The sequence below is a fragment of the Paenibacillus sp. A3 genome (genome assembly GCF_001399685.1).
GTDB lineage: Bacteria > Bacillota > Bacilli > Paenibacillales > NBRC-103111 > Paenibacillus_G.
Window position 1 is genome coordinate 12,406 of sequence record NZ_JTHN01000221.1, and the last position, 18,757, is coordinate 31,162.

Here is an 18,757-nt window from a genome sequence, read left to right on the forward strand (position 1 = left end):
TCCTCTCTTTCTCGCCGGGGTCCGGTACCGGCCGTTACTTTTTCCCGTCTTTCCCGTCTGTAACCGGCGCATCGACCTTCTCCGCATTCAGGATCACTTCGGAAACCGCCTTGGCCAGCGCATCCACGGTGCGATAGCATTCCTCCAGGCTGTTGTCCACCCCACCAACTTCGATCAGCACGCTGTTCGGGGAGAAGGTCTGATTGTAAACGCCGTTGCCTTCTCCATTTTTGGCGTGAATCCCCTTGGAGAGGCCGGGATACTTCGCTTCGAGCACGCGGTCGATTTGTTCGGCAAACTGGTAGTTTTGCTTCCAATTCGGATTTTTGCCGCCGATGATAAAGTAGATTTGCGCGTAATCTTTTCCGTTGATCGTCGCCGTCGTCTTGTCGCGGCGCTGCGAGTCGCGGTGAATATCAAAATAAAATTTCAAGTCCGGGTGCCCGGATACGGCCTCTTCCAGCGTTTTGAACGAATATTTGTAGGAGTAGTAGTAGTTGAAGCTTTTTTCGATGGCCGGATAGTTTTTATCGGAATGCACGGCGCCGATGCCTTCCTTTTCCAGCATTTGGGCGAGCCGCAGTCCGACCAACGTTACGTTCCGTTTCGGGTCGTACGCCTTGTCCGGATCTCGGACGCCCGGCAGCTCCGGCAAATACGATTCCTGATTGTGCGATTGATAGATGAAAGCGACGTTCTTGCCGGCCATTCTCGGTCCTTCGGCCGCAGGCAGCGGGATGGCCGGACCCTGCACTTTCCCTTCATCGACGGATTTCGCTCCGGGATTGGCTGTGATTGAGCCCGCTTCTCCCAAATCTCCGCGCTGGAACACGTCGGATTTGGGGCCGTAGTCCTCAGGAGAATCGACGACGAAGCCGTCGGCGCCGCTCAGCAGCACGGAGCGCTCCTGCGACAGCCCGGGCACCTCCCGGGAAATGAGCGTCTTCGGGTCCTTCGGATTGAGATCGGTGAACAGCGAGAACAGGAAGCCCGACACGTTCGATTGCGAAAACGTAAACGACTTTCGGTCCTGCTGCAGACCCGGCACCTCCATCCCCATCATATCCATGAAGAACCGGCTGGATACGGATGCCGCCAGTCCCTTCATAGACGTGGATGGGGAAGGGTTCGATACGGTCGAATGCACATATCCCAGCAAACCGATGGCTATAAAAAACAACAGACATCCTGTCATCAGGATGGTCAACGTCCTTGAGTACATGCCGATGGCTTGTCCCATTTTCCGGTACCTGCTTAAATTGACGGTTACGGCCGGCCATTTCATGATCCATTCCTCCTTGTTCGGCTTCTGGTGCATCTTCGGCTGAGCAGGCACTTTCCGACGATTTTTTGCCGCCGGAAGTCCGCTTCTCTATTACCAACTCTATGAAGCCGCGCTAGAAGATAGAACCTGAAAATCATAGACCGTGAGGAAATTTACCGGCGCAATCAAAAACGCCGGGGCGGAGGCTCGTCATCCTGCCGTTCCCGGACGTTCGTTCGGCTTAATGCGTATATGCAGACACGTTGCTCGTATCTACCGCCTCGTGCAGCGCAGCATTTAACCCGCTGGCAATAATATTGGCGATGTCTTCGATGAACTGATCGATCTCCTTCGGCGTGACGAGCAGATCATGGCCGAGCGGGTTCAGCACTTCCTTCACCAGCTGCAGCCGCTCCTGCTCCTGCATATTGTCGAGAAGACCGAGAATATGTCCGGTGTTCGTCGTCTGTTTGCGGAAATGGTTATGCATCATATCGAACGCATTGTTCACGATCGTCGACGCATAGACGACGGTCGGCACGCCGATGGCGATGACGGGCACCCCAAGCGTATCCAGCGTCAAGCCTCTGCGCTTGTTGCCGATGCCCGACCCGGGATGAATACCCGTGTCAGCGATCTGAATCGTCGTGTTGACGCGTTCGAGCGAACGGGACGCCAGCGCGTCGATGGCGATCACCAGATCGGGTTTCGCCTGCTCCACGATTCCTTGCACGATCTGGCTCGTTTCAATCCCGGTCGTCCCAAGCACGCCCGGCGCCACGGAGCTTACCGGACGATAGCCCGGGCTGACCTGATCCGGCATTAGCTCGAAATAATGACGGGTCACCATGACATTCTCCACGACCATCGGTCCCAGTGCATCGGGCGTCACGTTCCAGTTGCCGAGTCCGATGATCAACACGCTCGCCTTCGGCCCGATATTCAGCTTGTGCAAAAATTTCTCGAACTCCTGGGCGAATATTGTAGTTACCCGGTCCTGCAGATCGCTGTCTTTTTGACGCAGGGCCGGCACGTCCAAGGTTATATAATGACCCGGAAGCTTCCCGACCGCCTGGGAGCCCTCCTGGGAAGTAATATCAATGACGCTGACCCGGACGCCTTCCTGCTCGTACTGCGTCCGCTCAATGCCCGGTATCGTCATTCCGCCGGCCGATGCCAAGTCGTGCGCCTCAAGGGCGAGATCCGTGCGTACGGAGTATGCGCTCAAATCCAATCCCATGCTCTCGTCTCCTTTCATTCTGGCTGCCAAGTTATTGTGTGAAAAAGCCAATTCCGTTATGCAAAAGTTTTACAGGCTAGGTCCGGCGATTCTATTGCATTTTCATATTGCCCATGTTAGAATATTAAGAGTTGTCAACAAAACATGACCTATGTTTTTTTGCAAGTTGTGGTAGGAGGTGAACGTCATGCCAAACATTAAATCCGCGATTAAACGCGTGAAAGTAAGCGAGAAGCGCCGTCTTCGCAACGCTTCGCACAAATCCGCGCTCCGCACGGCTGTAAAAACAGCTGAAACTGCAATCGCAGGCACCAACGTGGAAACGGCTAAAGCCGCTCTGATCGCTGCCAGCAAAAAGTTGGACAAAGCAGTGACCAAAGGATTAATCCATAAAAATGCCGCTGCCCGCAAAAAGTCCCGTCTCGCGAAAAGACTTAATGCTCTTTCCGCTCAATCGTAAGGTACTTAAGCGGTGTTGCAGCAGGTACGAGGCTTTGTCTCCGTACCCGTTGTCAACAACATACATGCGATAAAGAAAGACCTTCAGGATTTTGTCCTGTCGGTCTTTTTTATTTACAAAGGAGCTCCTATGAAAAAGGTTTTCATCGTTGGAATTGTAGCTAGCGGCAAAACGACCTTGGCGAAGCGTTTATCCCAAAAGCTGAATGTTCCTTGGTATGAGCTGGATGGTATCGTTCATCCTCAAACGGAGGCCGGGCGGTATAAACGGACAGCGGATGAGCAAGTCGAGGTCATTAGGGAGATTGATAAAAGCGGAGCTTGGATATTCGAAGGAACGGACCAACACAAAGTTATCCGACTATATGATAATAGGGACTTGAGTTTTGTAAAGTAAAAGAGCATGGCCGTCCCTTCCCGGAACGATCATGCTCTTCTCTTGTATCGTCAGGACGCCAGCCGCAGCAGAAACATTTCCAAGCCCAGCACCTTGTCGATTTTCCCGCTCTTCATCCGGTAATCGAGATCCGCCAGCTGCTGCAAAATATCGGCAAGCTGCTTCAATTCGAACTTGTTCGCCTGACCGGCCGCAACCTTCACGCCGTACGGATGCAGCCCGAGCTGGCCGGCGATTTGCTGCTGCGAATAGCCCTGCTGCATTAAATCCTTCACTTGGAACATGATGCGGAACTGCCGGGCGATCAGCATCACAATTTTGATCGGCTCCTCCTTACGGCGGATGAGCTCGCTCAGCATCGTAAACGCCTGATCCAGCTTAACCTGAACGATATGCTCGATCAGCAGGAAAATGTTCTGCTCGATGCTTCTCGTGACGAGTTGCTCCAAATCTCCGGCTTGCAGCGTCCCCCCCTGACCGACGTAAAGGGCGCATTTCTCCACTTCTTTAACGAGCGCCTGAAGACTGGTGCCCGTGTACAGAATGAGCTGCTCCGCGACCCCGGGACCGAACGAAAAACCGGCTTTTCCCGCTTCCTGATTGACCCATCCCGTCAGTTCGTCCGCAGACAGCATGGCGCACGGAACAAGCGCATCGGCTTCCTTCAGCGCCTTAACGATCTTTTTGCGCTCGTCCAGCTTGTCCGCCTCGACGGTAAAGACGATGATGGAGAAATCCGCCGGGGCTTTCAAATAGTCCGCAAGCCGTTCGAGCGAATGCTCCACTTTGCCGCTTTCCTTGGCGCCTGTCAGAAACAGCGCATTCGTCGCCACGACCAGCTTGCTCGGCACCATAAAAGGCAGCGTCTCCGCCTCCTCGATGACGGCGTCGACTGGCGTTTCCGTCAGATCGTACCGCGATACGGCAAACGCTTTATGCTCCGGCTCGATCAGTTTGTCCGTCAACCGGGAGATCAGCTCCTGAATCAGATAGCCTTCCGCCCCGTAGGCTATGTATACGGGCTTAAACTGCCCCTTGCTGATGTGCTTCATCGCCGTTTTATAATCCATCGTGCCGCCCACCGTTCCTTCCCGCTCTGCTTACGTCCTTCATGATACCAACAACAAAGGGATTACGTCAAAGCCCTAAGGCCCGACCTAATCCCTTTGCCCGAAACCCATCTATATAAACATCTGCCGGGCAGGCTCTAGAAACCGGCCCGCAGATGGTCATACGACGTGAATCGTCTTCCGTCTTAATCTATTGTATATATACGTGAATGTACGCCGCGGGGTGCAACAGTTCTCTTTACCAATATGTTAAACTTTCATGAACTTGTTGAAACCTGCATTCGGTTACGGCTTGCTCGGCTTGATTTCCGTCTCGGTCTTGGCTTTGAGGTCGATGACGAACGTCTTGGACTGTTCGGACATGTTGACCCGGTACGTCAATTTCCCGTCGCCGGACCATTCCACAAGCTCGATACGATCCGCACCCTTCCAATTGTAGCCGGACGCATACAGTTCTTTGCCGTCTTTGTCAAAAACAACAATTTTCTCTTCCCGGACCGATGCCTTATACTTCTCGTCCGGGGATGCAAGCTCGTGAGCCGCGGGCTTCGAGTCCGGCTTTGCCGCAATGCCCATATACGAGCCGCCTTGAGCGGAGCCTTCCAGCGGCGGCTGATTATCCATCGCTTCGGCACCGCCCGCGTCGGCCGACTCGGAGGCACCCGCTTCCTCCGAAGGCTGGGATGGCTCAGAGGCGATGAAGCCCTTGGCTTGCTCGCTGCTGCCGTTCCTCGGCGCTACCGTCTGTTGACCGCCATGCTCCCCGGACTGACCGCCTTTTTCCTGTGCCGGAGGAGTAGCAGGCTGCTGGGAAGGCACCGCTACATTATCGCGTCTCTCTGCCGGAGCCTTCGGCTGCTTCTCCTGAACAGGCTGCTCCGGTTCCGCCGTCTTGTTCCCGCCTCCAGACGTCTGCTGCTGGGGTCCGGCCGTCTGACTTGCGCTCCGGTCCGTATCCGCTGTATCGGAGCTTCCCGAGCGGACAGGAGCTTCTTTGTTGGCGTCGCCGCTCCCTGCGGACGAATTTTGGAGCTTGTGCTCCTCGGACGCCGCTTTGTTATCGGAGCCGCTCGCGGGAACCGGCTTGCCCTCCGTCTGCGCCGCCGGCTTGCTTTTCGCCGCATCAGTCGCTTGGCCGGCCGCAGCATTTTCCGCTTTCTTATCCGTCATCGAGAGCAGCAATCTTCCCGCATCCGCCTCGGGATTGGACTGCTGGTTCTGGAACAGGAAAAATCCGAACACGAGCCCGGCCGCCACGACGCCGCCGAACACGGGGAAGGAAATCCATTCCCGCATATTTTTGCGCCAGCTTCCCCAGGTCGGACGTTCGTCCGCCGGATCAGGGGCGGTCTTAGCCCGCAGCGCTTCCGTTTCTCGCTCTATCTTGTCGGAAGCGGCGTAAGCGGTACCCGGTTCGGCTCCTTCCGCTTCAAGCTGCTCCAGCTTCGGCAATATGGCATCGACCAAGCTGAATGGCGGGGTTACCTTGGGCAAGCTCTCCAGCTCGTTCGATAAATTAACAAGACGTTCGAACAATTCCGTGCAATCCGGACACTGCTGCAGATGCTGAAGCATCCGGCCGTACTCCGTTTCATCGAGATCCCGGTCCAGGTATCTCTGCATCAGTTCGATCACCTCTTGACACATCATCCCCGTACACTACCTTTCCGTAACGATTCGTATATCCTCTTCATGCTGCGCCGCTTACCCTCGAACCGCGTCGCCGCTTGGCTTTTTGTACTCCCTCAGGATGGTTTGGAGCTGCTGTCTCGCCCGGAACAAATAAGATTTCACCGTGTTGATCGGCAAGTCGAGCGATTCCGCTATTTCATTGTAGGAAAAATCCTGCAAGTATCGAAGCACCACGACGGACCGATGGTGCTCGGGGAGCTTGTCGATTGCATCTCGGATGTCTTGAGCGATATACGTAGACATCACTTCGTCTTCCACCGTTTTATGGTCGGTAAAGCTCAAATCGTGCTGCTCGATCGAAACCGTAGGCTTGGCCCGGCGGAATTTATCGATGCACAAGTTGGTCACGATGCGCTGCACCCACGTTTTAAACTGAGCCTTTTCTTCGTAGGAGTTGATCTTCGTATAAATTCGGATTAACGCTTCCTGAGCGGCGTCCATCGCATCCTGCTCATTGTTCAAAATGTAATAAGCAGTACGGTAGACGTGGTTTTCAATTTCGCGCAATAGGGTAATTAGAGCGTCGCGATCGCCCGACTGGGCAGCCTTGATAACTTCAGGCGCTACCACTGGGATCCCCCTCTCTTGCAACCTTATAAACGAGTGCGTCGGGCAAAATGTTGCACCCGGAACACAACTCTATCAGCATATCAAATTTTGACTTCAAGGTATATAGAAGTTGTCATGCTTGAACAGCCGACTTATGTCGTTCAATTATACGTGAAAGGGGCTTTTTTGTTTCGCGGCAAAAAAAGATCGGATACCCCGCGGCTCTCGGCTGACGATACCCGTTAAAGGCTCGTGCCCGGAGATTCACTGAGAATCCGATAATGAGTTCAAATATAAAACAAAAAGTTCAGAGTGTTGAGAAAGTGGTCAAATGGGATAATAGAGGTTACGAAGGGGTGGAGTATCCACTTCCGACCGCTGTTGTCATCGGGAAATTTGATTAGAAGCCGCTTAACAGCGGACATTTCCCGATGACAAAGGCGGCCGCTATCGCTTCTCCAGTGGATACCCCACCTACGTATGTATCTCTATTTTTGTTAAAGTCCACTTTCTCAACAAGCTCAAGTTATTGCCATGCTCCCGGTCTGTGTCACCGTTTGACTGCCGATGTTCGGGCCGTCTTTGCGTAAGCGCCCTTTCGTTCGGCCGGAAAGATCGTTGCGAGCGCTCCGGCGCACACGATCGAAGCTGCGCCGATTAACGCCCCTTGGTAGTGCCCGCTGCCCGACACCATCCAGCCTGCGGCGATCGGACCGGCCACCTGCCCGGTGCCGTAAACGGCGGTAAGGACGCCGACAAATCTTGCGGAATCGGCCGGCATCCGCTGCCGCGTCCACGAGATGGTCAGCGTCGTGACGTCCATGAACGTAAAGCCGAACAGCACGGCCCCCGTAAGCACGCCCGGCCAGGCCGGATAAATGACGGGAAGAGCGATCCCGACCGCTTGCAGCGCTATGCCAAGCCACGTGCCACGCCAGCCGTACTGCCCATGCAGCCAAGGGACCGCAAAACGGTCGCCGTAATGCCGAGGCCGACGCCGCTGTAAAAGAGCCCCACCGCACGATGAGGCTTTGACAACCCTGCCAAGCCGTCCATGACCAATCCGGACACGTAAACGAAGATCACGGCGCTTGCGAAGCCGGAGACGAAGCGCAGCGCGAACCATAGCGCATAGCTGTCCGCGATCCCCATCCATGCCGTCGTCGCCACGCTGACGATAAGCGCCAGCTTCAGCCGGCTCAATCTGCTCTCCTTCCGAGTCCCCAAGGCGGTCATGATCGCACCGGCCAAATAACCCGCATAATTCGACGATGCCAGCGCGCCTGCGCCCGCCTCGGAAAACAGCTGCTGCTTTAGCATCAGCGGTAGAATCGGCGTATAAGCGAACCGCCCGACCCCCATTGCGATAAAAAGAGAAGCGACTCCCCCGCCGACCAATAATAGCGAACGCTTGTTTTGCTCGTTCATCCCGATCCCTCCGCTATCTCGTAAAAAACAAACTTTATTGTCTTGTCTATCATAGACGCAGCCTGGTATCATGTAAATAAAATGATTTTGATAAGATGTATCATTTTTTCATATACCAAAGGAGGCACCGATCATGCCGCTGGATACCGCAGCTCTTCAAATATTTCAAGCCGCCGCGCGGAGCGGCAGCGTCTCCAAGGCCGCCCAGCTGCTAAATTATGCGCAATCCAACGTCACCACCAAAATCAAGCAGCTCGAAAAAGAGCTTGGCGCCCCGCTCTTTTACCGGCATAACCGGGGCATTACGCTGACTCCTGCGGGCAAAACACTGCTTGAGTACGCCGACAAAGCGCTGCGCTTATTGGAAGAGGCACGCAAAGCGGTTCAAGATGCGTCGACGCCGACCGGGCCGTTGTCGATCGGGTCGATGGAAACGACCGCCGCCGTCCGGCTGCCCCACTTGCTGGCAGACTATCACCGGCTGTGCCCGGAGGTCGATTTGTCTTTCGTGACGGGACCGTCGCAGCAATTGATTCAGGCGGTGCTCGATTACAGCTTGGACGGAGCGTTTGTCATGGGACCCGTAGAACATCCGGAGCTGCTGCAGGATTCCGTCATCGAGGAAGAGCTTGTCCTTGTCACGGACGCATTGCGCCCGCATCTTGATTTTCCGAAGGAATTGACGGACCGGACCGTTCTCGTGTTCCGTTCCGGCTGCTCCTACCGGGCCAAGCTGCTTGGCTGGCTTCAGGAGGAAGGCGTCATACCCGTCAAAATTATGGAATTCGGCACCTTGGAGACGATTATCGGCTGTGTTGCCGCCGGACTTGGCGTCTCTCTGCTTCCCGAATCGATCGTGCGGAGCAAAACCAAGGAAAGCCTCGTCCGATCCTATCCGATCCCGGAACGGTACGGGAAAGTTCAAACGGTATTTATTCGACGGAAAGACGCCTATTTGACGCAAGCCTACAAGCTGTTTCTCCATGAGATCAAGAACCGCTTCCATGTGCCCCGCGGCTCCGGCCAGCCATCTTAGATTGAGATGGCGGGTATCAGCTATTGCGATTTTACTTGGCGAACCGGGTTGCTTATGATGAGAACATAGCAGGTTTGGATATGCCGTTATAGTTTTCGGAAGGAGTGCTGTACCATGTTTTCAACCCCGATGACAGACATCGTCGGATGTTCCTATCCCATCATACAAGCCGGCATGGCCGGGGGGCCGACGACTCCGGAGCTCGTAGCCGCCGTGTCGGAAGCCGGCGGTCTGGGGACGATTGGCGCCGGATATCTCACGCCCGAGCAAATCAAACGCGCCATCGAGGATGTCCGCCGTCGGACGGATCGCCCTTTTGCCGTCAATCTATTCACCCCTGAGCCGTTCGGTCCGCCGGATGATACCGCAGAACGCATGAACGAGTGGTTAAACCGTTATCGGGAACGGTTTAAGCTTGCGCCGGGGGTCATGCCCGCTAAGTTTCAAGAAACGTTTGAAGAGCAGCTTCAAGTCGTTCTGGACGAACGCGTGCCCGTGTTCAGCTTTACCTTCGGCATTCCTTCGCCGGAGCTCATCGGCAAGCTGAAAAGCGAAGGCACTAAGATCATCGGGACCGCGACCACGGTTCGCGAAGCGCTGGCGCTTGAGGCGGCCGGGATCGACCTTATCGTCGCCCAAGGCAGCGAAGCCGGCGGACACCGCGGCACGTTCCTGGGCCGTTACGAGGACGGACTGGTCGGAACGATGGCGCTGGTTCCTCAAATCGTCGCCCAAGTCCGCACTCCCGTCATCGCCTCGGGAGGCATTATGGATGGCCGCGGTATCGTCGCCAGCCTGGCGCTGGGCGCTTCCGGCGTGCAGATAGGCACCGCTTTTCTGACCTGCGACGAAAGCGGCGCCCACGAACAGCACAAGCGTGCCATTCTTCAAAGCAGCGAAGAGGATACGACGGTGACCGTCGCTTTTTCGGGAAAAGCGGCCCGGGGGATCAAAAATGAATTTATTTCGGATATGAAGCAATATTCGGAGCCCATTCCCGAGTACCCTATCCAAAATAAATTAACGCAAGACATCCGCAAGGCCGCGGCGAATGAAAATAACCCGCAGTATATGTCGCTCTGGGCCGGGCAAGCGCTGCGCTTAAATAGGACTCAATCCGCAAGCAAGCTGATCGGCGAGTTGATGAGCGAAGCAGCCGGTACGCTGCAGCGGCTAAGTCAATACCGGGAAAAATAATCGTACCCGTCAAAAAAAAGAGGCTTCTTCCAAGCAGATTCACGTCATACTCGGAAGAATGCCTCTTTTTGATTTACTTAAACTGTTGCTACCGATCGCTTACCGCGACATGTTCGTTTGGGGCTCCGCAAGGTTCCGTTCGCTTTGGCTAGTGCGCTTGATTTTCCATTCGGATACGACGATGCCGGCAAAAATAAGCCCGATGCCGAGCCACTGGAGCAAGCCGGTCTGCTCATGAAGCAGCAGGCTGGAGCACACAATGACGACGGGCAGCTCGATCGCCCCGATGATGGAGGCTACGCCGGTACTGAGATACGGGGCACCCTTGGTATACAAGTACGGCGGAAGGATCATGCCGAACAGGCTAAGAATGACCGCCCATCCCCACAAGCCGTTCGTCAACGCGCCGCTCCACAGAAACGTCGGCGGATAAATAAGCGACACGACGATAACCGATCCCGTCAGCATCCACGAGCTGCGTAAAATCGCAGGCACGTCTGTCGCAACCCTACCGCTGAAATAGACGGTCAGCGTATAGCTTGCGGCCGCAAGCAGCCCAAGCCCGATACCGGTCCAGCTGAGCTGAGGCACGCTGCCTTCGAGAAAGCCGGAGGCGAACAGCGTGCCGGCCAGCACGACGACAACGCCGATAAGCTGAAACCGGTTGGGCGCTTTTCTTTGCAGCAGCCAATCCGCGAGCAGCCCCATCCAGGTGAACTGGAACAGTAGCAGCACCGCGAACGACGCGCTCAACGTTTGCAGCGCGTAGTAGTAAAACACGCCGGTAAGCCCCGTAAACACCCCACTGCCGAGCAGCTTCAGAAAGACGATCTTCGGCATCTTTTTCATGTAACCCCAGCAACGGATGCTCAGAAGCCACAAAGCCGCAAAGCCGAACAACACTTGGCTGCCCGTCACCTCGGCGGGCGAAAAACCATCCTTATACGCCAGCTTGACGCAAGTGGACAGTATCCCGTACGATGCAGCGCCGGTCAGTACCAACAGGCTAGCTTTGAATCGCTGCGAAAATATCATAACCGATCCTCGGTTCTAGTTAACCCTCACCCACCCGCGGTAGCTCCGGCCATTATAACCGAAGCCCCACAAACAAAAAATATAGCAAACTCTGGGCCGAGTTTCAAGACTTGTTTTTTATAAAGAACTGACCACAGTAAGTTTCCTGTTTGAAAATAGCTAAAAATGTGATAATATTGCCGATATGCCTACCTGACTATGGTAAGGTAAACGAAGTTATAGAGCCAAGGTGGATACGATGAGCCGAAGAGAAGAGATCAAGAAAGCCGCCATAGGGCATCTGCTGCAATACGGCTACGAGGGTACGAAGCTGGCGGATATTGCCCAAGAAGTAGGGATTAAGAAGCAGTCGATGTACGCTCATTTTGAGAACAAGAAAGATTTGGTCGTCGAAATCCACGAGGATGCAACGAAGCAGGAAATCGCCTACTTGACTACGTTTTTTCACGAGCATAAGGGGGAGCCGCTCCAGGCGCTGCTGCGCACCTTCGTCGAGGAGATGAAAGACCGCTACGCGACCAACCGGAATGTGAAGCTGATGTTTCTGATGGCGTTCATGCCTCCCGAGCCGCTGCAGGAACTGTGCATCACCATGTACGAATTGTATTCGCATCATTTGCTACATCTGCTGGAGCTTGCTTTTCAACTCGACTCGACCACGCAGGTCAATCCGAAGGAAGGCGCGCTCGCCGTGCATACGATTTACGAAGGCTTGACCGCCAAACTGATTTTCGGCAGCCCGGATTATTTTATCCAAGCGGCCGAAACAACCTTTTCCTTATTCTGGAATGGAATACTTAAAGAAGATCGTTAGAGGTGTATGATGCAACTTGAAAACAACAAACTGACAGCCCTGGAATCCGATACCGTAGGCAAAGTATTCGTCCGTTATTTGGTTCCGTCCATTGTCGGCATGTTTATGATGTCCATTAACGTCGTGATTGACGGCATTTTTGTCGGGCAGCGGCTCGGCGAGGTCGCGCTGGCGGGGGTCAATGTCGCCTTTCCGGTATTTTCGATTTATTTTGCCATATCGCTTTGGGTCGGCATCGGCGGTGCGGCTCTATATTCCAGATCGCTGGGCGCCAAAGATGCCGAGCAGGCACGCTCGATCTTTACTCATTCGCTTACGCTCATCTTCAGCTTGACGCTCGCACTGGCGGGAATTGCGTATTTATTCCGGGAAAAACTGGCGTTGTTTCTCGGAGCCAATGACGAGACGATGCCTTATGCGATGGAATTTATGACCGTGCTGCTGAGCTTCGGCTTTGTCGTCACCGTGCAAAATGCGTTCAGCATCTTTGTACGCAACGACGGCAATCCGAATCTGGCGATGATTTCGCTGCTCGTGACAGCCGTATGCAATATCGGGCTAAATTACGTGCTATTGTTTGTTCTCGACTTCGGTGTAGCCGGGTCCGCATGGGCGCTGATCGGCGCATCCGCCATCGGAGCGTGCGTGCTGTTCACGCATTTCCTGCGCAAGGACAGCACCCTCCGCTTCGTCAAGCTGCGTTTGTCGTGGAAGCTGGCCAAAAGCACGTTCACGATCGGCTTTCCGAGCTTCGTCGCGGAATTGGGCATTGCCGTCTTCACGGCAGGCTACAACATGGCTATGGTCCGGTGGGCAGGCACGTTAGGCGTATCGGCCTTCTCCATTCTAAATTACGTGCACAGCGTGGTGCTTATGTTGTTCATCGGCATGGGCTCGGGCATTCAGCCGCTGATCAGCTACTATCGGGGCGCGAAGCAGCATGCCCGGGAGCGGGAAACGATCCGCATCGCCGTAAAAACGTCGATCGGCATCGGGCTGGGCGTGTTTCTGATCGGTTTGGTTACGGCCGACGGCATCGTCTCCTTGTTCGGTTCGTTTACCCGGGAGGTTCAGGACTTGGCCGCTTCCGGCATACGCCTGTTTTTCATCGCCTATTTGTTCATGGGTGTCAACTTTGTCATGATGACGTACTTTCAAGCGACCGACCAAGTCAAAATGGCCACCTGGATTACCGTAGCGCGCGAGATGCTGATCATGGTCGCCCTGCTGTTCACCCTGCCCCATGTCATGGGAACGACCGGAATTTGGCTCGCTATCCCGCTTTCGGAGCTGATCGTCGTCCTGACCGTGTATGCTTATATCCGCAGGCGCCCCCGAACGGTCGCTTCGGTGAATGCCGCCTCTTAGCGCAGACCGCACCTTTACCAGCGTTTCCGCCTCGCAACAGCCGCTCGGCCCATCATCGCATGGACCGGGCGGCTTTCGCTGCGTTATGCGGTGCAATAGGCGCGCCGTAGCGCCATACCTTTAGGGCCGGAGCTTCGTTCGCGTATAAATCTTTCCGCCCCGCACGGTCATCTGCACCTCCCCGTCCCTGTCCGTCCGCTGCGCGCTTATCCCGTGCGACGTCAGCCGCTCCAGCACCTGCCGGTTCGGATGCCCGTAAATGTTGTTCGCCCCGGCGGAGATGACCGCGTGCTTCGGCTGCCAAGCGTTCAGCCAATCTTCGGCCGTAGACGACTTACTGCCGTGGTGGGCAACCTTCAGCACATCGACGGGCTTGTATACTACCGATACCTGTGCTCCCGCCCCCGCTGACAGTGCAGGTTCACGAGCGGCTGGAGCCAGCGCCTCTCCTTGAGCGAATCCCCGGGATACCGCCGACCAACGGTCGAGCAGCTTTCGCTCCTCCGCCTGTCCGATATCGCCTGTGAACAGCCAGCGGGTACCGGCCATCTCCATTAAAAACACCACGGAGCTCGGGTTTTGATCCTGCTCCATACGCACGCCCTCCCGCTCTCCCTCCGGCAGCGGATACAAGAAATGAAGCGCCGTACCGGCGTCGACTTGCAGTGTATCTCCCGCTTCCACCTCGACGAGCTCCGTTCCCTTCTCCAGTGCGGTTTGAAACAGCTTTTCCACGGCCGGCAGCGGCTTCAAAGTCCCGTTGAACAAAAACCGCCGCACCGGGATGTGCTCAAGCACCGCCTGCAAGCCGCCGAAATGATCGGCATCCTGATGCGTCAGAATGAGCTCGTCGATTTGCTGCACGCCGCGTTTTTTGAGCAGCGGCACGAGCAGCTTGCGGCCCACTTCATACGGGTCTCTCCGCTCCTTCCAAGCATCCCCCGGTTTCCGGAAGGAGACCGTCCCGCCTCCGTCCACCAAAATCGTATGGCCTCCCGGGAGCGTCTGGATCAAGATGCTGTCTCCCTGCCCAACATCCAAAAACTGCACGCGTCCCTCCGCTGTTCCGCGTTCGGGATCGTAACCGTACCAGAGCAGTCCCGCAAAGCCGAGCAAACTGGCGGGCAGCAGGACGTACCGATTCATCGTTTGCCGGTTTAGAAACGGCAGCTTGTTGGTTTTTGTCCCATAAAGCATCGGTTCGGGCGCAGCCGACTCGTCCTTGGCCGCAAACGGCTGCAGCAGCACAAGCGCCGCGCACAGCAGCCCGTAATAAGCCAATATCCATACCGGCGAAGGGCTCGGCCATATCGTTTGAAACGCATCCAGCTTGCTCGTTTGTTCCACCACGTAAAACAGAAGCGCATTCGTTTTGGCAATCAGCCACCCGAGCCAGCCTGCTCCGGTTCCCCAGAGGAACCCAAGCAGCATGGCCGTCGTCCCGCCCGGCATTACCCATGCGCTAAACGCCGGAACCAGCGCAAAATTGGCAGCGAACGATAGGAGAGAAAATTGGTTGAAATAATAAATCGACAGCGGGAACGAAATCAACTGCGCGACTATGGTTATCGAAAGCGCATCTCTCAGCTTCGCATGCTTTACCGGCAGCAGCTTGTTCATTTGCGGAACGCCGAGAATGAGGCCCAACGTCACCAGAAACGATAGCTGAAAGCTGACGTCCAGCAAATAATACGGATTCCAGACGAGCATGCCGACTCCCGCGATCAGCGCGATGTGGAGCCCGTCCTTAAGCCGGTTCCGGTAAGCGGCATACAAGCCGATCATCGCCATCAGACCGGCGCGGACGATCGAAGGCGAAGCCCCGGTGACCGCGATATAAAGCGGCATGAGCGCGAGCGCGGTAAGCAGAACCGTTTCCCGTGTCAGGCCGAAGCGGCGCAGCAGCCAGATTAAGCATGCCAGAAATATAGCGACATTCAGGCCGGAGATCGCAATAATATGGGTCAGGCCCAGCCGGGAAAACCGCTCGAATTGCTGCGGTTCGATCTCATCTGTCAGGCCGATCAGCATGCCTTTCATAAAACCGCTTTGATCTGGAGGAAACAGTTGGTCTACCTGCCCCGCCAACCGGTCCCGAAAACGGTCGATGCTGCGCATGGCAAGCCATCCGCCCCATTCCCCGGCTTCCGGTGGCGTGACGGTGAGTCCTGCTGTCCCTTTTGCCGTCATCTGCCAATGAATATGCTGCAGCCGCAAATAGTTCCGGTAGTCGAAGCCGCCAAAGTTACGCGCTTCCGCCGGGCGGCGCAGTGTTCCGTCCAGCTCGATCCGGTCGCCTCGCTCCCAACGCCTAGCCGTCTCCTGCTCCTCCTGGGCAAGCAAGCGGATCGAAAACTGCATTCGCTCACCCTTGCCGCCATTCCCCGGTGCCGCATGCTCGGGAATGGCTACGGATTCGGCTTCCGCTTGAAAGGAAACGCGGTCCCCGTCTACCGAAACCGGCGTCACGATCCGCCCTTGAAAATGTACGCCGCTTACTTCATCGGTCTGTAATTCGACCAAGCTCCGGTTTCGGGCATCGTGGTCGCCGTATACGCCCGCCGCTGCCGCGACGATCAACAGACTGCGGAGCCAAACGGTCCCCTTTGGTCTCATGATCATCGCAGCACAATACAGCATTCCTGCAGCCATCGCCAGCCACAGATTCATCCACGACAGCCGCACGATGACCGCAATGGCATAGCCTATACCCCAACATACCGCGAACGCTACGATCGGTCTTTGAGACATCCGCTCCTCCTTTCAGCAACAAAAAAAAGAACCTCTTCCGGGCGCATGCCTGACGCACGCCCCAAAAGAGGTTCTTCCTCTTAAGCTTTGGATTGTTCTAATTTTTCACTTCGCTGACCGTTCCGGCCGGAGGCTCGTAGTTTTCAAGCTGCCGGAACGTCATTCCGCGCTGCTCCATCAGCGCGCGCACCTTGTCGTTGTCTTTCGGATACGGCCGATGGAACACGATCTCCGATACGCCGCTGTTCGCGAGCATATTCGCGCACGTCCAGCACGGCTGGTCGGTCACATAAACGACAGATCCTTCGCGGTCCTCACGGTCCGTGAACAACAGCAGGTTTTGCTCCGCATGGATCGTCCGGATGCAGCGCTGCTTCTTAACCACCTGCTCCTTGCCGTCCGATGCGACTAATTCGTACTCTTCCACGAGCATGCAGCCCGCTTCCGAGCAATCCGGCACGCCCATCGGAGCGCCGTTGTACGCCGTGCCGAGCAGCTTCTTCCCCTGCACCAGGACGGCTCCAACGTGCCTTCGGCTGCATTGGGAGCGGGTGGAAGCCATGTAGGCGATATCCATAAAGTACGTATCCCAATCTTTACGTGCCATCATGCTGATTCAAGCTCCTTTGTTTTTTCCGGCTCTATTTCTGGCTTGCTTGGATCGCTTGATCCAAATCGTAAATAATGTCGTCGATCGCTTCCGTCCCGATGGACAGGCGAATCATCCCCGGCGTTACGCCCGCAGCCGCCTGCTCCTGCTCGCTAAGCTGCTGATGCGTGGTGCTGGCCGGATGGATGATGAGCGACTTCGAATCGCCGACGTTCGCCAAATGGGAGAACAGCTGTACCGCATTGATCACTTTGCGCCCTGCTTCCACACCGCCTTTAATGCCGAACGTCATGATCGCGCCCTGGCCTTTAGGCAAATACTTTTTCGCCAGCTCATACGACGAATGGCTCGGAAGACCCGAGTAGCTTACCCAATCCACAGCTTCGTGCTTTTCCAGGAATTCGGCAACCTTCTGCGCATTCGAGCTGTGGCGCTCCATGCGAAGGTGGAGCGTTTCGAGACCTTGCAGCAGGAGGAACGCGTTGAACGGCGAGATCGAAGCGCCCATGTCGCGCAGAAGCTGTACACGCGCCTTGATAATATAAGCGATCGGCCCGACAGCGTCGGTATATACGACTCCGTGGTAGCTCGGGTCCGGATCGGTCAGACCGGCAAATTTACCGCTGGCTGTCCAATCAAAACGACCGCCGTCGACAATAATGCCCCCGATCGAGGTGCCGTGTCCGCCGATAAATTTGGTCGCGGAGTGAACGACAATGTCCGCTCCGTGTTCGATCGGACGGCAAAGATACGGGCTCGGGAACGTATTGTCGATAATCAACGGAATGCCGTTCTCATGCGCAATAGCCGCTGCGGCAGCAATGTCGAGCACATCGCCCTTAGGATTGCCGATCGCCTCCGCGAACACGGCTTTCGTCTTCGACGTAATGGCTTTCCGGAAATTTTCCGGATCGCTCGCATCGACGAAATGCACTTTAATGCCGAGTTTCGCCAGTGTATTTGCAAACAGATTGTAAGTACCGCCGTACAAGGTGGACGATGAGACGATTTCGTCGCCCGCTCCGGCAATGTTAAGGATCGAGTACGTGATGGCCGCTTGGCCGGATGCCGTCGCCAGAGCCGCAGCTCCGCCTTCAAGCGCAGCAACGCGTTTTTCGAACACGTCGGTCGTCGGATTCATAATGCGCGTATAGATGTTGCCGAACTCTTTAAGAGCAAATAAATCGGCGGCGTGATCCGTATCGCGAAATCCATAGGACGTTGTCTGGTACAAAGGAACTGCTCGGGACATCGTCGTTGGGTCAATCTCCTGTCCTGCGTGAACGGCCAACGTTTCCAAAGAAAGCTTGCGCTCTTCTGACATACTGCATCCTCCTTATGATCAACAGAAATAATGGATAATCGTACCTATTTTCGCACATTCCGCAGCAAAACGAAAGCTTTCTCCGCAAAACATTCCAGACATAATTGCACGGCCTGACCGACTCAAGGCTCCAAAGTGACGAGAGGCTTTATTTTTTGCAGCATTTTTTCGCCGATTCCCTTCACTTCCAGCAGCTGGTCCACGGATTTGAACGAACCGCCGAGCTTCTTGCGAAGCTCGACGATCGCTTGCGCCCGGCTGGCCCCGATTCCCGGGAGCTCGTCGAGCTGTTTGGCGGTAGCCGTGTTCAAATTGATTTTGCCCGGAGCGCTCTCCGTCCGCTTCCCGGCAGCGGCCTTCCCCGGATCGGAAGCCGCCCCGGCTGTAGGAGCTTCTTGCGCCGGACCGTCCGCTGCGGCAGGCTTGGGCGGTGGCTCTGCGGAAGCCTTCTCCGCGACCGGGTTCCCTTTCGGCTCCGCCGCAGGGTTCTTGTCACCCTTCGCTGCCTTCTGCTCGCCCGGAA

General features: G+C 55.7%; 18 protein-coding genes. 6 read left to right on the plus strand and 12 right to left on the minus strand.

Translation table 11 applies throughout. From position 1 onward, the window contains the following. Nucleotides 1-34: 34 nt before the first annotated feature. Nucleotides 35-1,285, minus strand: coding sequence for a stage II sporulation protein P (spoIIP, locus tag QJ48_RS29090; protein WP_054976874.1), 1,251 nt, complete (start codon nucleotides 1,283-1,285; stop codon nucleotides 35-37). Nucleotides 1,286-1,505: 220 nt separating this feature from the next. Continuing rightward, a complete protein-coding gene (gene gpr, locus QJ48_RS29095; RefSeq protein WP_054976875.1) occupies nucleotides 1,506-2,504 on the minus strand; it encodes a GPR endopeptidase in 999 nt (332 codons plus the stop codon). A 187-nt stretch (nucleotides 2,505-2,691) separates the two neighbouring features. On the opposite strand from gpr, the gene rpsT reads away from it, so the two are divergent. Beyond that, a complete protein-coding gene (rpsT, locus tag QJ48_RS29100) occupies nucleotides 2,692-2,964 on the plus strand; it encodes a 30S ribosomal protein S20 (RefSeq protein ID WP_010495603.1) in 273 nt (90 codons plus the stop codon). Nucleotides 2,965-2,976: 12 nt separating this feature from the next. Continuing rightward, nucleotides 2,977-3,360 carry a hypothetical protein gene (locus QJ48_RS38205; protein ID WP_237763102.1) on the plus strand — a complete coding sequence of 128 codons (384 nt, stop codon included), beginning with the start codon at nucleotides 2,977-2,979 and terminating at the stop codon, nucleotides 3,358-3,360. A gap of 50 nt (nucleotides 3,361-3,410) precedes the next feature. Here the strand turns inward: QJ48_RS38205 and holA are convergent, their stop codons facing one another. From holA to QJ48_RS29130, 5 genes are all read right to left on the minus strand, one after another. Next, nucleotides 3,411-4,430, minus strand: a complete 1,020-nt coding sequence (gene holA, locus QJ48_RS29110; RefSeq protein WP_054976876.1) for a DNA polymerase III subunit delta — start codon at nucleotides 4,428-4,430, stop codon at nucleotides 3,411-3,413. Between the two features lie 285 nt (nucleotides 4,431-4,715). Further along, the gene (locus tag QJ48_RS29115; RefSeq protein WP_054976877.1) at nucleotides 4,716-6,080 is read right to left on the minus strand and encodes a zf-HC2 domain-containing protein; all 1,365 of its coding nucleotides are present in this window, start codon (nucleotides 6,078-6,080) and stop codon (nucleotides 4,716-4,718) included. A 54-nt stretch (nucleotides 6,081-6,134) separates the two neighbouring features. Beyond that, nucleotides 6,135-6,692, minus strand: a complete 558-nt coding sequence (locus QJ48_RS29120; protein ID WP_036677069.1) for an RNA polymerase sigma factor — start codon at nucleotides 6,690-6,692, stop codon at nucleotides 6,135-6,137. A 529-nt stretch (nucleotides 6,693-7,221) separates the two neighbouring features. Further along, the gene (locus QJ48_RS38210; protein ID WP_193394515.1) at nucleotides 7,222-7,530 is read right to left on the minus strand and encodes a YbfB/YjiJ family MFS transporter; all 309 of its coding nucleotides are present in this window, start codon (nucleotides 7,528-7,530) and stop codon (nucleotides 7,222-7,224) included. Between the two features lie 53 nt (nucleotides 7,531-7,583). Then, complete coding sequence (locus QJ48_RS29130; RefSeq protein WP_054976879.1) at nucleotides 7,584-8,099, minus strand: YbfB/YjiJ family MFS transporter; 516 nt, start codon at nucleotides 8,097-8,099, stop codon at nucleotides 7,584-7,586. A 139-nt stretch (nucleotides 8,100-8,238) separates the two neighbouring features. On the opposite strand from QJ48_RS29130, the gene QJ48_RS29135 reads away from it, so the two are divergent. After that, entirely contained in the window at nucleotides 8,239-9,135 is an 897-nt protein-coding gene (locus tag QJ48_RS29135; protein WP_054976886.1) for a LysR family transcriptional regulator, read from the plus strand. 114 nt (nucleotides 9,136-9,249) lie between these two features. Continuing rightward, complete coding sequence (locus QJ48_RS29140; protein WP_054976880.1) at nucleotides 9,250-10,332, plus strand: nitronate monooxygenase family protein; 1,083 nt, start codon at nucleotides 9,250-9,252, stop codon at nucleotides 10,330-10,332. A gap of 99 nt (nucleotides 10,333-10,431) precedes the next feature. On the opposite strand, the gene QJ48_RS29145 is transcribed toward QJ48_RS29140, so the two are convergent. Further along, the gene (locus QJ48_RS29145) at nucleotides 10,432-11,367 is read right to left on the minus strand and encodes a DMT family transporter (protein WP_157261792.1); all 936 of its coding nucleotides are present in this window, start codon (nucleotides 11,365-11,367) and stop codon (nucleotides 10,432-10,434) included. Between the two features lie 238 nt (nucleotides 11,368-11,605). Here QJ48_RS29145 and QJ48_RS29150 point away from each other — a divergent pair, with 238 nt between their 5' ends. Together QJ48_RS29150 and QJ48_RS29155 are read left to right on the plus strand one after the other, a co-directional pair. Continuing rightward, nucleotides 11,606-12,181 carry a TetR/AcrR family transcriptional regulator gene (locus QJ48_RS29150; protein ID WP_054976881.1) on the plus strand — a complete coding sequence of 192 codons (576 nt, stop codon included), beginning with the start codon at nucleotides 11,606-11,608 and terminating at the stop codon, nucleotides 12,179-12,181. A 6-nt stretch (nucleotides 12,182-12,187) separates the two neighbouring features. Further along, a complete protein-coding gene (locus tag QJ48_RS29155) occupies nucleotides 12,188-13,549 on the plus strand; it encodes an MATE family efflux transporter (protein ID WP_054976882.1) in 1,362 nt (453 codons plus the stop codon). 120 nt (nucleotides 13,550-13,669) lie between these two features. Here the strand turns inward: QJ48_RS29155 and QJ48_RS29160 are convergent, their stop codons facing one another. From QJ48_RS29160 to QJ48_RS29175, 4 genes are all read right to left on the minus strand, one after another. Then, entirely contained in the window at nucleotides 13,670-16,300 is a 2,631-nt protein-coding gene (locus QJ48_RS29160) for a DNA internalization-related competence protein ComEC/Rec2 (RefSeq protein WP_054976883.1), read from the minus strand. Between the two features lie 97 nt (nucleotides 16,301-16,397). After that, nucleotides 16,398-16,910: a cytidine/deoxycytidylate deaminase family protein gene (locus QJ48_RS29165; RefSeq protein ID WP_054976884.1), complete on the minus strand. Its 513-nt coding sequence runs from the start codon at nucleotides 16,908-16,910 to the stop codon at nucleotides 16,398-16,400. A 31-nt stretch (nucleotides 16,911-16,941) separates the two neighbouring features. Further along, nucleotides 16,942-18,234: a homocysteine synthase gene (locus QJ48_RS29170; protein ID WP_054976885.1), complete on the minus strand. Its 1,293-nt coding sequence runs from the start codon at nucleotides 18,232-18,234 to the stop codon at nucleotides 16,942-16,944. 122 nt (nucleotides 18,235-18,356) lie between these two features. After that, nucleotides 18,357-18,757 (minus strand): helix-hairpin-helix domain-containing protein (locus QJ48_RS29175; RefSeq protein WP_162238588.1); only part of this gene is annotated, 401 nt, incomplete at its 5' end.

Bases quoted from the DNA above. Each gene is read 5' to 3' on its own strand.
- spoIIP (WP_054976874.1), bottom strand. From the start codon at position 1,285: ATGAAATGGCCGGCCGTAACCGTCAATTTAAGCAGGTACCGGAAAATG.
- gpr (WP_054976875.1), bottom strand. From the start codon at position 2,504: ATGGGATTGGATTTGAGCGCATACTCCGTACGCACGGATCTCGCCCTT.
- rpsT (WP_010495603.1), top strand. From the start codon at position 2,692: ATGCCAAACATTAAATCCGCGATTAAACGCGTGAAAGTAAGCGAGAAG.
- holA (WP_054976876.1), bottom strand. From the start codon at position 4,430: ATGGATTATAAAACGGCGATGAAGCACATCAGCAAGGGGCAGTTTAAG.
- QJ48_RS29115 (WP_054976877.1), bottom strand. From the start codon at position 6,080: ATGATGTGTCAAGAGGTGATCGAACTGATGCAGAGATACCTGGACCGG.
- QJ48_RS29130 (WP_054976879.1), bottom strand. From the start codon at position 8,099: ATGAACGAGCAAAACAAGCGTTCGCTATTATTGGTCGGCGGGGGAGTC.
- QJ48_RS29140 (WP_054976880.1), top strand. From the start codon at position 9,250: ATGTTTTCAACCCCGATGACAGACATCGTCGGATGTTCCTATCCCATC.
- QJ48_RS29145 (WP_157261792.1), bottom strand. From the start codon at position 11,367: ATGATATTTTCGCAGCGATTCAAAGCTAGCCTGTTGGTACTGACCGGC.
- QJ48_RS29150 (WP_054976881.1), top strand. From the start codon at position 11,606: ATGAGCCGAAGAGAAGAGATCAAGAAAGCCGCCATAGGGCATCTGCTG.
- QJ48_RS29155 (WP_054976882.1), top strand. From the start codon at position 12,188: ATGATGCAACTTGAAAACAACAAACTGACAGCCCTGGAATCCGATACC.
- QJ48_RS29160 (WP_054976883.1), bottom strand. From the start codon at position 16,300: ATGTCTCAAAGACCGATCGTAGCGTTCGCGGTATGTTGGGGTATAGGC.
- QJ48_RS29165 (WP_054976884.1), bottom strand. From the start codon at position 16,910: ATGATGGCACGTAAAGATTGGGATACGTACTTTATGGATATCGCCTAC.
- QJ48_RS29170 (WP_054976885.1), bottom strand. From the start codon at position 18,234: ATGTCAGAAGAGCGCAAGCTTTCTTTGGAAACGTTGGCCGTTCACGCA.